Origin of the sequence: Martinezella rhizogenes, from assembly GCF_000799715.1 — a bacterium.
Classification (GTDB): domain Bacteria; phylum Pseudomonadota; class Alphaproteobacteria; order Rhizobiales; family Rhizobiaceae; genus Rhizobium; species Rhizobium rhizogenes_C.
In genome coordinates this window covers 1,621,586-1,632,318 of the sequence record NZ_JUHG01000011.1, presented here as the reverse complement: position 1 = coordinate 1,632,318, position 10,733 = coordinate 1,621,586, and the positions used below count along the sequence as shown (strand labels likewise).

General features: G+C 60.0%; 14 protein-coding genes and 2 tRNA genes. 12 read left to right on the top strand and 4 right to left on the bottom strand.

The features are described 5' to 3' along the window. Positions 1–29: 29 nt before the first annotated feature. Positions 30–767 carry a metallophosphoesterase family protein gene (locus tag EX00_RS11790; RefSeq protein ID WP_047457744.1) on the bottom strand — a complete coding sequence of 246 codons (738 nt, stop codon included), beginning with the start codon at positions 765–767 and terminating at the stop codon, positions 30–32. Positions 768–1,155: 388 nt separating this feature from the next. On the opposite strand from EX00_RS11790, the gene EX00_RS11785 reads away from it, so the two are divergent. Further along, a complete protein-coding gene (locus tag EX00_RS11785) occupies positions 1,156–1,593 on the top strand; it encodes a VOC family protein (protein WP_047457742.1) in 438 nt (145 codons plus the stop codon). A 26-nt stretch (positions 1,594–1,619) separates the two neighbouring features. On the opposite strand, the gene EX00_RS11780 is transcribed toward EX00_RS11785, so the two are convergent. Then, positions 1,620–2,093, bottom strand: coding sequence for a VOC family protein (locus tag EX00_RS11780; protein WP_047457347.1), 474 nt, complete (start codon positions 2,091–2,093; stop codon positions 1,620–1,622). Positions 2,094–2,349: 256 nt separating this feature from the next. Here EX00_RS11780 and EX00_RS11775 point away from each other — a divergent pair, with 256 nt between their 5' ends. Then, positions 2,350–2,697, top strand: coding sequence for a hypothetical protein (locus EX00_RS11775; protein WP_047457343.1), 348 nt, complete (start codon positions 2,350–2,352; stop codon positions 2,695–2,697). A gap of 127 nt (positions 2,698–2,824) precedes the next feature. On the opposite strand, the gene EX00_RS11770 is transcribed toward EX00_RS11775, so the two are convergent. Beyond that, positions 2,825–3,631, bottom strand: a complete 807-nt coding sequence (locus EX00_RS11770; protein WP_047457340.1) for a hypothetical protein — start codon at positions 3,629–3,631, stop codon at positions 2,825–2,827. A gap of 244 nt (positions 3,632–3,875) precedes the next feature. Next, positions 3,876–3,950: transfer RNA gene (locus EX00_RS11765), tRNA-Thr, on the bottom strand. A gap of 155 nt (positions 3,951–4,105) precedes the next feature. Here EX00_RS11765 and EX00_RS11760 point away from each other — a divergent pair. The 10 genes from EX00_RS11760 to EX00_RS11715 all read left to right on the top strand — a co-directional run bounded on the left by EX00_RS11760 (position 4,106) and on the right by EX00_RS11715 (position 10,275). Beyond that, positions 4,106–4,375: a hypothetical protein gene (locus EX00_RS11760; protein WP_234709001.1), complete on the top strand. Its 270-nt coding sequence runs from the start codon at positions 4,106–4,108 to the stop codon at positions 4,373–4,375. A gap of 126 nt (positions 4,376–4,501) precedes the next feature. Continuing rightward, on the top strand, positions 4,502–5,794 hold the full coding sequence (gene murA, locus EX00_RS11755; RefSeq protein WP_047457337.1) for a UDP-N-acetylglucosamine 1-carboxyvinyltransferase: 1,293 nt from the start codon (positions 4,502–4,504) through the stop codon (positions 5,792–5,794). 131 nt (positions 5,795–5,925) lie between these two features. Further along, entirely contained in the window at positions 5,926–6,369 is a 444-nt protein-coding gene (locus tag EX00_RS11750) for a DUF2948 family protein (RefSeq protein ID WP_047457335.1), read from the top strand. Between the two features lie 127 nt (positions 6,370–6,496). After that, positions 6,497–7,795: a histidinol dehydrogenase gene (gene hisD / locus EX00_RS11745; protein ID WP_047457333.1), complete on the top strand. Its 1,299-nt coding sequence runs from the start codon at positions 6,497–6,499 to the stop codon at positions 7,793–7,795. A gap of 3 nt (positions 7,796–7,798) precedes the next feature. Continuing rightward, positions 7,799–8,272 (top strand): UPF0262 family protein, encoded by a 474-nt coding sequence (locus tag EX00_RS11740; protein ID WP_047457331.1) that lies wholly within the window; start codon positions 7,799–7,801, stop codon positions 8,270–8,272. Between the two features lie 5 nt (positions 8,273–8,277). Further along, positions 8,278–8,745, top strand: a complete 468-nt coding sequence (locus EX00_RS11735) for an arsenate-mycothiol transferase ArsC (RefSeq protein WP_047457328.1) — start codon at positions 8,278–8,280, stop codon at positions 8,743–8,745. Between the two features lie 142 nt (positions 8,746–8,887). Beyond that, the gene (gene infA, locus EX00_RS11730) at positions 8,888–9,106 is read left to right on the top strand and encodes a translation initiation factor IF-1 (protein ID WP_004117876.1); all 219 of its coding nucleotides are present in this window, start codon (positions 8,888–8,890) and stop codon (positions 9,104–9,106) included. Positions 9,107–9,161: 55 nt separating this feature from the next. Beyond that, complete coding sequence (locus EX00_RS11725; RefSeq protein ID WP_047457323.1) at positions 9,162–9,782, top strand: Maf-like protein; 621 nt, start codon at positions 9,162–9,164, stop codon at positions 9,780–9,782. Positions 9,783–9,787: 5 nt separating this feature from the next. Next, entirely contained in the window at positions 9,788–10,003 is a 216-nt protein-coding gene (yacG, locus tag EX00_RS11720; RefSeq protein ID WP_047457320.1) for a DNA gyrase inhibitor YacG, read from the top strand. Between the two features lie 196 nt (positions 10,004–10,199). After that, positions 10,200–10,275: transfer RNA gene (locus tag EX00_RS11715), tRNA-Phe, on the top strand. Positions 10,276–10,733 lie beyond the last annotated feature (458 nt).

Sequence of the window (10,733 nt, the reverse complement as noted above, 5' to 3'; positions counted from 1 at the left end):
CCTTTTTTTGTTTCCTGCTTGATGCTCGCCTAGAGGATCGTCGGCTGGCCGTCGGCAATCTTGAGGACGGTCAGGGTTCCGCCCATGGACACGGCGGTGTCAATGCCGATGCGGCCGCTGCCGAAGGTCGGGCGTGAGCTCGGCGTATGGCCATGCACCACCAGCACCGGCAATTGCGGGCCCTGGGAGAGGAAAGGTTCGCGGATCCAGATCAGGTCGTCATCGGTCTGCCCCACCAGCGCTATGTTCGGCTGAATGCCGGCATGGACGAAGATGATGGAACCGACGGTGACGGCGACCGGCAGCGAGCGCAGCAATTTGACATGCGCCGCCGGGATGGCCCGCCGGGCGGTCTCGCCGAGATCCTCGACGCTCCGGCCTTCCTCGCGCAGCAGATAGTCCATGTCGACGCCATAGGAGGCGAGCGTCGGGCCTGAGCCATATTCCAGCCAATCGCTGTTGCCGCGCGGATCGTCGAGGAATTTCAGGAAGACGTCGTCGTGATTGCCGAGCAGGCTGTAGCGGTCGAAGCCGGCGGGCGGCGGGTCGCACAAATGCTGCAGCACGTCGCTCGATCGCGGGCCGCGATCGACATAGTCGCCGAGGAACATCAGGAGCTTGCGGCCGGGAATTTTGGCGGCATCCGCGACGATGCGCCGCTCGGCCTCGATCAGTTCATCATGGCAGCCATGGATGTCGCTCAGCGCATAAATGGCTGCGTAATTCTGAGCCGAAAGATCGATGCGCGCGCGTCGGGATTGTTCCATGGATTTCGCCGTTTTGCTGCTGAATAGCCGATAAAATAATCCCATCATCGACATCCGCAAGCGCCGGCATGGTGGCGCAACTTTTTAGTGAAATATACCAATAATTACACCTACTTAAGTTATGACGCGACGGTAGGCCCGCCGATGTTGCAGCGCAAGATACGTTGGGGAACGAGGCTTGCGCGCGGTTAAGAAACGGGAAGCGGCCAGGGCGGCCATGCGTCAATCTGACCGACACGACGGTGAGCGATAGGCGCGGTGGAGCGTTTTGGGGCGGGTGATGCGTCTCGCTGTCGGTGCGCGGCGGCTAAACGGCCTTGACGATCTCGCAGCCTTCTGCTCCCCATGGCTCCGGTCAGGGAGATTGCCCAAAGAGGAGGTATTTGTCGTGAAGCATGTGAAATCGATCGGCCACGTCGCCGTCAGCGTCAAGGATATCGAGCGGTCGCTCGATTTCTACGTCAACAAGCTCGGCTTCGAGGAAATGTTCCGGCTGGAACAGGACGATCGCCTCTGGATCGTCTATCTGCGCATCACCGACACGCAATATCTCGAGCTGTTTCCCGATGCCGTCGGCGACAGCGCACCGCCGTTTGCCAATGTCGGCTTCAATCATCTCTGCCTTGAGGTCGACGATATCGACGGCGCGATTGCCGAGCTGACGGCCAAGGGCGTCGCGCTCACGTCCGAAAAGCAGCTCGGTGTCGATCACAACTACCAGGCCTGGATCGCCGATCCCGAAGGCAACCGCATCGAGCTGATGCAGCTCGGCGAGAAGGCCTTGCAGCTCCAGGCGATCGCGCGGCTGCGCAGAGAGCGGGTCTGAGGCGGATAGTTCGCGATCGTTGCGCGCTATCCGCGATAGGCCGCCTGCAGGCCGGCAATGTCGAGCTTGATCATCTCCATGACCGCCTGCAGCACGCGGCCGGCCTTGGCCGGGTCGGGGTCGGCCAGCATCTGCATGACCACTTTCGGGACGATCTGCCAGGAGACGCCATAGCGATCCTTCAGCCAGCCGCATTGCTCGATGGCGCCGCCGGCGGAAAGCCCGTCCCAGAGCCGGTCCACCTCGGCCTGGTCGTCGCAATCCACCTCCAGCGAGATCGCATGGGTATATTCGAAGCGCGTGCCGCCATTCAGCGCCATGAAGCGCTGGCCGGCAAGCGTGAAGCTCACCACCAGCACGCTGCCCTGCGGGCCGCCGGGTGTCTCGACGACATTCTTCTGCACATGGTCGATCCGCGAGCCCGGAAACAGCGACACATAGAAATTGGCCGCTTCCTCGGCCTCGGTTGCAAACCACAGGCATGGGGCAATTTTGGACATGGGATGCTCCTCTTATCGGTTGGAATATTCCAAGGACGGATGAAGAGGGGGCGAAGCCGACAGGGGAGTGGAATTTTTTTGTTTGTCCGGCCACCAGCGCCATGCCGTTAAACCCGGCCGCCGCGCGCGACTTATCCCGGCATGATCATAAATCGACCGCCATCCTGCTCTTTGCATTTACGAGCCGGTGCATATGCGAATATGCTTGGCGCCTGACGACAGGGCGATGCAGGAGCGTCGTTTCAAGGAGATGAGAGTGAGCTACGATTTCCATGTGGGCCAGAAGGTCGTCTGTATCGATGACAAGTTCAAGCATGTCAGCATCGACCAGCTGATCCGCAAGGGCACGATCTACACGATCCGCTGGGTCGGCGAATACTCGCACTATATCGACGGCAATTTCATCGGCGTGAAGCTGGAAGAGATCCACCGCGGCAACGACGACGGCCCCGAAGGCTACGGCGCCGCCGACATGCCCTACCGCGCCACCCGCTTCCGCCCGCTCGTCAAGGACAAGATCGCGACCCTGCGCAAACTGCTGGCCCCGACGCCGGATGCGCCTGCGGAGCCGAAGGTGAAGGTTAAGAAGACGGAGAAGGTTTGATGGGGGGAGGGCTATTGAGTCGAGGGCGTAACGTACAACTTTGCTAAGGCACACTTTCGTGGGTACCAGCCGGCGTATAGGCAATGTCATACCAAGGCGATGAAGGTGATTCGAAACCGCTAAAGCATCAAGTCGCGACAGCTGAGCGAGCGCCCAAAATACGTGCAGTTTCAACTTTGATTGCGGTCACGGCAGCCTCGACTTCACTGCTCATTGTCCGAAGTGTTGTTACCACCTCGAGTCCCTTCACAGCTTCGATGGCACCAAATGTTACAGCCCAGCTAACGGTAACTTTGTAGTCGAAATCCGATCCGGCACCGACGCGCATAAATTCCACTGCTCTCGCAACGGGATCCCAATGATTGTAGCCTAGCTGACTAGGGCCTGTGATAGACCCGCTGAATTGTAAGGTGTTGCCCATCGAGGCTGCGATAACCGGCACGATCACGCGGTGCGTATTGGGATTCCTGAGCTTATTAAGGCGATAGAGGGGATCGTTACCACCGCTATATGGTTTAAGCGCCTCAAGAGTTGCTCGGATTTCTGGCGCGTTTCCGCGCAGGCGTCTGCCATTTACTTCCTGAGAAATACTGGCGGCATCCGTGCCGAACGGAAAGCCCGTGTCGCTTGGATCAGCCTTTCCGCTGAGCATGGAGGTGCTGGCATATACAGCGTGGTCCAGCGCATCCCTTAGATTACTAGCTGCATCTTTTGCGACATTTGCAAGTTGTTTTGGTAAACCGGCAGTCATTCTAATCTTATGAATCTGTTGATCAGATTGCTTATCTACTTCTATGATTTTTTCAAAAGGTTGCTTTTGGAAGAAATCGTCCACTATTTTGGAAAATTCTTTTGTCTTTTCATTTGACCATGAAATGGACCCAAACGCGCTTTCGAACGCTTCCTCAAGTTTCTCGTGGGCGCCAGCGTTCAAGCTTCTACTCTCATTTGGGCCGTCTTTTCCCAGAGGTTGTCACGATGATTGTAGTTTATCAACCGAAGATTTCTTTTGCCGCCCGAATCCCGGTTGGGTTACCAGGACGACGCACTCTCGTGAGTAGCTGGGGTGGGGATTAAGCATGCACAATCTGGTTGCCAGATCCGATATTGCTTTTCATCATGCAAGAGCGATTAGCAATGCGCCAGTTATTCTTCTAAAGGCAGGGAAAATAGAAAACTGGTGCTGCTAGAGAGATTTGAACTCTCGGCCTCTCCCTTACCAAGGGAGTGCTCTACCCCTGAGCTATAGCAGCAAACCGTGGCGCGTCTGGCGCGCCGTATTGGGCGAGGCGGCTATTGCCATAGGTCGGGGCGGAGTGCAAGCCGCAAAATTCAACTTCAGTGAAAAGATCGCGGGAAAAAATGCGTCGGCCTTTTGAAGTCGCGGGATTTCGGCTATGGGAAGCGCATGGGTGTGGATAAGACGAAAAATGGTGATGAGGCGATCTCGCAAGGCGGTGTGACGGCCGGCGAGGTGGGCGAAGGCGTGGTTGCGGCTCCGGTCACCCAGGCGGATCGGCGGCGGGAGCGGGCGGCGCAGAAGCTGCGTGAAAATCTCGGTCGTCGCAAGCAGCAGGTGAGGGCGCGCCGCGCGGGCCAGGCGGACCAGACCGATGGGCTGCCGGCCGCAAATACCGCGCCGGAAAAATCCGCCGCCGCAAAAATGGACGAATCGTAATGATTCATGTCGCCCATCATCAAACACCAATCAAACGAATTGAAGCTTTAATCTATTTCGTCTAAAGAGCGCCTTCTCCCAGGCGGACGGAACTTCAGGAAAGGCGGGCTCGGCCCGTAGTCATATATGGATCGTATCAGGATTGTCGGCGGCAACGAGCTTAACGGTATCATTCCGATCTCCGGCGCCAAGAATGCCGCCCTGCCGCTGATGATCGCGTCGTTGCTGACCAGCGATACGCTGACGCTCGAAAATGTGCCGCATCTGGCCGATGTCGAGCTGCTACAGCGCATTCTCGGCAATCACGGCGTCGACGTTGCCGTCAACGGCCGGCGCGAGCGCCAGGAAGACGCCTATTCCCGCACCATCCATTTCACCTGCCGCACCATCGTCGACACCACCGCTCCTTACGAGCTAGTGGCCAAGATGCGCGCCAGCTTCTGGGTCATCGGGCCTCTGCTTGCCCGCGAAGGCCAGGCGCGCGTGTCGCTGCCCGGCGGCTGCGCCATCGGCACGCGTCCGGTCGATCTGTTCATCGAGGGCCTGACGGCGCTCGGCGCCAACATGGAAATCGATGGCGGCTATATCAACGCCACCGCGCCCAAGGGCGGCCTGATCGGCGCACGCTATGACTTCCCGAAGGTTTCGGTCGGCGCGACGCATGTGATGATGATGGCGGCGACCCTTGCTCGCGGCACGACGATCATCGGCAATGCCGCCCGCGAGCCTGAAGTCGTCGATCTCGCCAACTGCCTGATCGCCATGGGCGCCAAGATCACCGGCGCCGGCACCAGCACGATCACCATCGAAGGCGTCACCTCGCTCTCCGGCGCGCGTCACCGCGTCCTGCCGGACCGCATCGAGACCGGCACCTATGCCATGGCCGTTGCCATGGCTGGCGGCGACGTCACGCTTGAGAATACCGACATGGTGCTGCTCGACACGGCGCTCGACAGCCTGCGCCGGGCCGGCGCCGATATCTCGGCGACCAATAACGGCATTCGCGTCAGGCGCAATGGCGGCGGCATCCAGCCGGTCGACGTTGTCACCGATCCCTTCCCGGGCTTCCCGACCGATCTGCAGGCGCAGTTCATGGCGCTGATGACGCGCTCGACCGGCACCTCGCATATCACCGAGACCATCTTCGAAAACCGCTTCATGCATGTGCAGGAACTCGCCCGCCTCGGCGCGAAGATCTCGCTCTCCGGCCAGACGGCCAAGATCGAGGGCGTCGAGCGGCTGAAGGGCGCGCCGGTCATGGCGACGGACCTTCGCGCTTCGGTATCGCTGGTTATCGCCGGCCTTGCCGCCGAGGGCGAAACGCTGGTGTCGCGCATCTATCATCTCGATCGCGGCTTCGAGCGGCTGGAAGACAAGCTGACGCGCTGCGGCGCAATCGTCGAGCGTATCAGCGACTAATTCCCGCTATTGCCCGTGAACAGACCGGAGAAGCCCGTTTTCTCCGGTTGCGTCTTTCCCGCACGCATCCTATCTCATCACGAGGAAGTGCCGCTATCGGCAATTCCGGGGCGATCAGGGATAACAGACGAATGACCAATCTCAAGCTACTGGCACTCGACACCGAAGACTTAGGCGTTGTTTCCGCGCATATGCAGGACAGCGTCTTCAAAGTCGGCGACATGTCCTATGCGCCAAAGCTCGGACAATTTTCGCTGACCGCCAACCGTTTCGTCTGGGAACTGTCGGATCGGAAGAGCAAGACGTTCGAGCGTCATCGCGCCGCGCTGGTGTTCAAGCGGGTGCTGGCGGTGCGCTCCAGCGGCGTCGACCGCCGCCGGCGCGACGAGGTGCTGTCGCTGCTCGCCATCCGCTTCGACCAGAAGGGCGATGGGCCTGATGGTACCATCGAGCTGACGCTTGCCGGCAAGGCGACGATCGCGCTCGATGTCGAATGTATCGAAGTTCAGCTTGCGGATATCGGCGGCGCGTGGGAAACGGCTAATAAGCCCAGTCATCCGGATGACGCCAGCTAGAGCAATTCCGGGAAAAGTGCGTAGCGGTTTTCCATCCGGAATTGCGTAGGAGCAATAAGCACTTCAGGCCGGATGAAGGACAAGTTTCGGCCGCCGGCGGCGGCCTCGATGGAAGAGGATTATCAGCGTGGCTATCTGGCTGGATCAGGCGTCGGAAGGGTTCGAGGAGCAGTTCGCCGCTTTTCTCACGACCAAGCGGGAAGTGTCCGAGGACGTGAATGCCGTCGTGCGCGCCATCATCGACGATGTCAGGGCGCGCGGCGACGCGGCTCTGGCCGATTATTCCAAGAAATTCGAGGGCATCGATTTCGCCACGACGCCGATGCGCGTCAACGAGGCGGAGATCGACGCGGCGGTTGCCGCCGTTCCCGCCGAAGTGCTGGGCGCGCTGAAGGTCGCGGCCACCCGGATCGAATCGCACCATCGCCGGCAATTGCCGAAGGACGATATCTACGAGGACGATCTCGGCGTCGGTCTCGGCTCGCGCTGGACGGCGATCGAGGCCGTCGGTCTCTACGTGCCCGGCGGCACGGCGAGCTATCCAAGCTCGGTGCTGATGAATGCGGTGCCGGCCAAGGTCGCCGGCGTCGAGCGTGTCGTCATCACGGTGCCGACCATGGGCGGCACGATCAATCCGGCGGTGCTGGCCGCTGCTCGCATGGCCGGCGTCGAGGAGATCTACCGCATCGGCGGCGCGCAGGCGATTGCAGCCCTTGCCTATGGCACGGAGACGATTGCCCCGGTCTACAAGATCACCGGCCCCGGCAATGCCTATGTCGCCGCCGCCAAGCGCCATGTGTTCGGCACTGTCGGTATCGACATGATCGCCGGCCCGTCGGAAGTGCTTGTCATCGCCGACAAGAACAATGATCCGGACTGGCTGGCCGCCGATCTGCTGGCGCAGGCCGAGCATGACGAGGGCGCGCAGTCGATCCTGATCACCGATGACGCCGAGTTCGGCAAGGCCGTCGAAGGTGCCGTCGAGCGGCAGCTGAAGCGACTTAGCCGTGCGAAGACGGCGGCGGCGAGCTGGCGGGATTTCGGTGCCATTATTCTGGTGTCCGATCTGAGCCAAGCTGTTCCGCTTGCCAACCGCATTGCCGCCGAGCATGTCGAGCTTGCGGTCGATGACCCCGATGCGCTGCTTGCAGGCATCCGCAACGCCGGTGCCATCTTCGTCGGCCGTCATACGCCGGAAGTGATCGGCGACTATGTTGGCGGCTCCAATCATGTGTTGCCGACGGCACGCTCCGCTCGTTTTTCGTCCGGCCTGTCGGTGCTCGATTTCGTCAAGCGCACTTCGATCCTGCGGCTCGGGCCGGAGCAGCTGCGCGCGCTTGGTCCGGCGGCGATCGCGCTGGCTGAGGCAGAAGGGCTCGATGCCCATGCGCGATCGGTTGCGATTCGCCTCAATCTCGAGGGGTAAGGCATGGCAGAAGGCGTCTTCCGGCTGAGCGATGTGGTCCTGGACGACACGATCGGCCGTTCGACGCCCGACGTCGAGCATGAGCGCGCCGTCGCCATTTTCGACCTGATCGAGGAAAACAACTTCGAGCCGGTGGGACATGCGGGCGGCCCCTATCTCCTGAACCTGTCGCTGGTCGACCAGAAGCTGGTTTTCGATATCCGGACCGAGGATGGGGTGGTCGTTGCCGCCCATATCCTGTCGCTGACGCCGTTTCGCCGGATCGTGAAGGATTATTTCATGATCTGCGAGAGCTATTACGAGGCGATCCGCTCGGCCACCCCCAGCCGCATCGAGGCAATCGACATGGGTCGACGCGGCATCCACAATGAGGGGTCGCGGACGCTGATGGAGCGGCTGCAGGGCAAGATCACCGTGGATTTCGACACGGCGCGGCGGCTCTTTACCCTCGTCTGCGTGCTCTACTGGCGCGGGTGACGGCGATGGAGCAGCGAGAGGCCATCGACCATAGCGTGAAGGTGCCGGGCGCCATCCTCTTCATGTGTGGGCTCAACACGATCCGCTCGCCAATGGCGGAAGTGATTGCGCGCGGAATGCTGCCGCAAGGCACCTATATCGCTTCGGCGGGCGTGCGCGCCGGCGAACGCAATTCCTTCGTCGATGTCGTGCTCGAGGAAATCGGCCTCTCGCTCGGTCGCCGTCAGCCGCAGACGCTGGAGGATCTGGAGGATGATTTCTTCGATCTCATCATCACACTCTCCCCCGAGGCGCATCATGCGGCGCTGGAGCTGACGCGGGCCAATGCCATCGATGTCATCTATTGGCCGACCATGGATCCCTCGGCGATCGGCGATACGCGCGAGCAGATCCTGAGTGCCTACCGCGATGTGCGGGACTATCTTCAGGGCCTGATCGAAAGCAGGCTGGTGGAACATCGCGGCTCCCTTTAGGGTGCCGCGTGAAACAAATGCAGAAACCCTTGCCAACGTGGTTCACAAAACCGCGGCGATTGTGTAGTTTCCGCGCAAATTTCCGGCGACCCCGCATTTTGCCACGGGCGCCGGCCTCAACCCTACAGGAAAAGAAGCTTTAATGCCGAAAGAAGAAGTCCTAGAATTTCCCGGTGTCGTCACCGAATTGCTGCCAAACGCGACCTTCCGCGTGAAGCTGGAAAACGAGCACGAGATCATCGCCCACACTGCTGGCCGCATGCGCAAGAACCGCATCCGCGTTCTCGCCGGTGACAAGGTGCTGGTGGAAATGACCCCTTACGACCTGACCAAGGGCCGCATCACCTACCGTTTCAAGTAGTCGCAGCTCGTTTTCGAGCCGGCTGTCCGTCTCCCGCCTGACAGGTCGAGGTTTTATGGCGCTGAAACACAAGCTGATACTGGCCTCCGGATCGCCGCGCCGCGTCGACCTCCTGCACCAGGCAGGGATCGAAGCGGCGCGCCTGATGCCCATGGATATCGACGAGACTCCGAAGAAGTCGGAGCATCCGCGATCGTTGGCGCGCAGGCTTTCGACGGAAAAGGCCGAGGCGGCGTTTGCCGCGCTGAAGGGCGATGTCGCCTGGCAGGGGAGCTATATCCTTGCCGCCGACACGGTCGTCGCCGTCGGTCGCCGGATTCTCCCGAAGGCGGAGTTCGTCGACGAGGCGTCTTCGGCGCTGCACCTGCTCTCCGGCCGCAGCCATGTCGTCTATACCGGCGTCTGCCTGATCACGCCGGACCGCAAATTGCGCCAGAAGGTCGTCGAGACCAAGGTTCGCTTCAAGCGGCTGTCGGCCAGGGATATCGACATGTACCTCGCCTCCGGTCAGTGGCGTGGCAAGGCGGGTGCCTATGGCATCCAGGGGCTCGCCGGCTCCTTCGTGCAGAAGCTGATCGGCTCCTACACCAATGTCGTCGGATTGCCACTTTATGAAACCATGCTGCTTCTGGCGGGCGAGGGGTTTGATGTTCATGCCACCTGGCAGGAAGGGTGACCGTCATGGCGGATGACGACAAGATCAAGGTTGGCGCAAAGATCGAGCCGCTGCGCAAGACGCGGGCTTGCGTGGAGTGCGGCCGGCCTTCGGTGCGTGAGCACTATCCCTTCTGCTCCGATCGCTGCCGCTCGGCCGATCTGTCCCGGTGGCTCAACGGCTCCTATGCCATTCCCGTTGCCGAGGACGAGACCAAGGCAGACTATCCCGACGAGGAATAGTCCCGTAGCCATTTCGACATTCGGTAGGGCGAAGCCATTCATTTTGTTCATAAATTGCCAAAAATCCATTTCCTGTCAAAAAAGAGTCATTTGCGGCTGGACATGGACGAACAAGATGCTATAACCCCGCTCGCTTCCGGGGTGAACCAAGCGCCCAGGGCCTTCCAAGGCCTTCTGATTTGCGTGAAGCACGGATGCCCAGATAGCTCAGTTGGTAGAGCAGCGGATTGAAAATCCGCGTGTCGCTGGTTCGATTCCGGCTCTGGGCACCATTTTTCTCCAGAAATCACAAAAACTTTCAGATGCACGGCGAATGTGATGGTGGTTTTCCCGCCTGTTCCGCCCGGATTATTTGAGCCTCAACGACGCACTACATGTTGTTGGACGGTTGTGGCGGCCATGGAGTGTCGGGCAGGATCGCAATAGGTGTGCATGCTCGCCGGGAATGGAAGCGGAGGTTTCGGGGCTTGCCGGCAATCCTCGTTCCGAATTTCTCATTGTTTCAATCAGGATGCAACAACCCGGGCCGACCGGATGGGCGAATCCGGATTCGCGTTTTTCGCGATCTGGCGCATGCCCCTATGGATGGAATTTATAAAAGTCATTCAACTTTGGGTGAAATTAAAATTAATTCCGGTGAAAGAACCTTTCAAGATATTGATGGCTGCTGCAATCAAGCGTACGAATTATTGAAGGGTCACCTATTGATTCGAAGCGACTATTACCGCAC

Coding starts and splice junctions, on each gene's coding strand:
- EX00_RS11790 (WP_047457744.1), bottom strand. CDS start 767: ATGGAACAATCCCGACGCGCGCGCATCGATCTTTCGGCTCAGAATTAC.
- EX00_RS11780 (WP_047457347.1), bottom strand. CDS start 2,093: ATGTCCAAAATTGCCCCATGCCTGTGGTTTGCAACCGAGGCCGAGGAA.
- EX00_RS11760 (WP_234709001.1), top strand. CDS start 4,106: ATGGGTGTGGATAAGACGAAAAATGGTGATGAGGCGATCTCGCAAGGC.
- murA (WP_047457337.1), top strand. CDS start 4,502: ATGGATCGTATCAGGATTGTCGGCGGCAACGAGCTTAACGGTATCATT.
- EX00_RS11750 (WP_047457335.1), top strand. CDS start 5,926: ATGACCAATCTCAAGCTACTGGCACTCGACACCGAAGACTTAGGCGTT.
- EX00_RS11740 (WP_047457331.1), top strand. CDS start 7,799: ATGGCAGAAGGCGTCTTCCGGCTGAGCGATGTGGTCCTGGACGACACG.
- EX00_RS11735 (WP_047457328.1), top strand. CDS start 8,278: ATGGAGCAGCGAGAGGCCATCGACCATAGCGTGAAGGTGCCGGGCGCC.
- infA (WP_004117876.1), top strand. CDS start 8,888: ATGCCGAAAGAAGAAGTCCTAGAATTTCCCGGTGTCGTCACCGAATTG.
- EX00_RS11725 (WP_047457323.1), top strand. CDS start 9,162: ATGGCGCTGAAACACAAGCTGATACTGGCCTCCGGATCGCCGCGCCGC.
- yacG (WP_047457320.1), top strand. CDS start 9,788: ATGGCGGATGACGACAAGATCAAGGTTGGCGCAAAGATCGAGCCGCTG.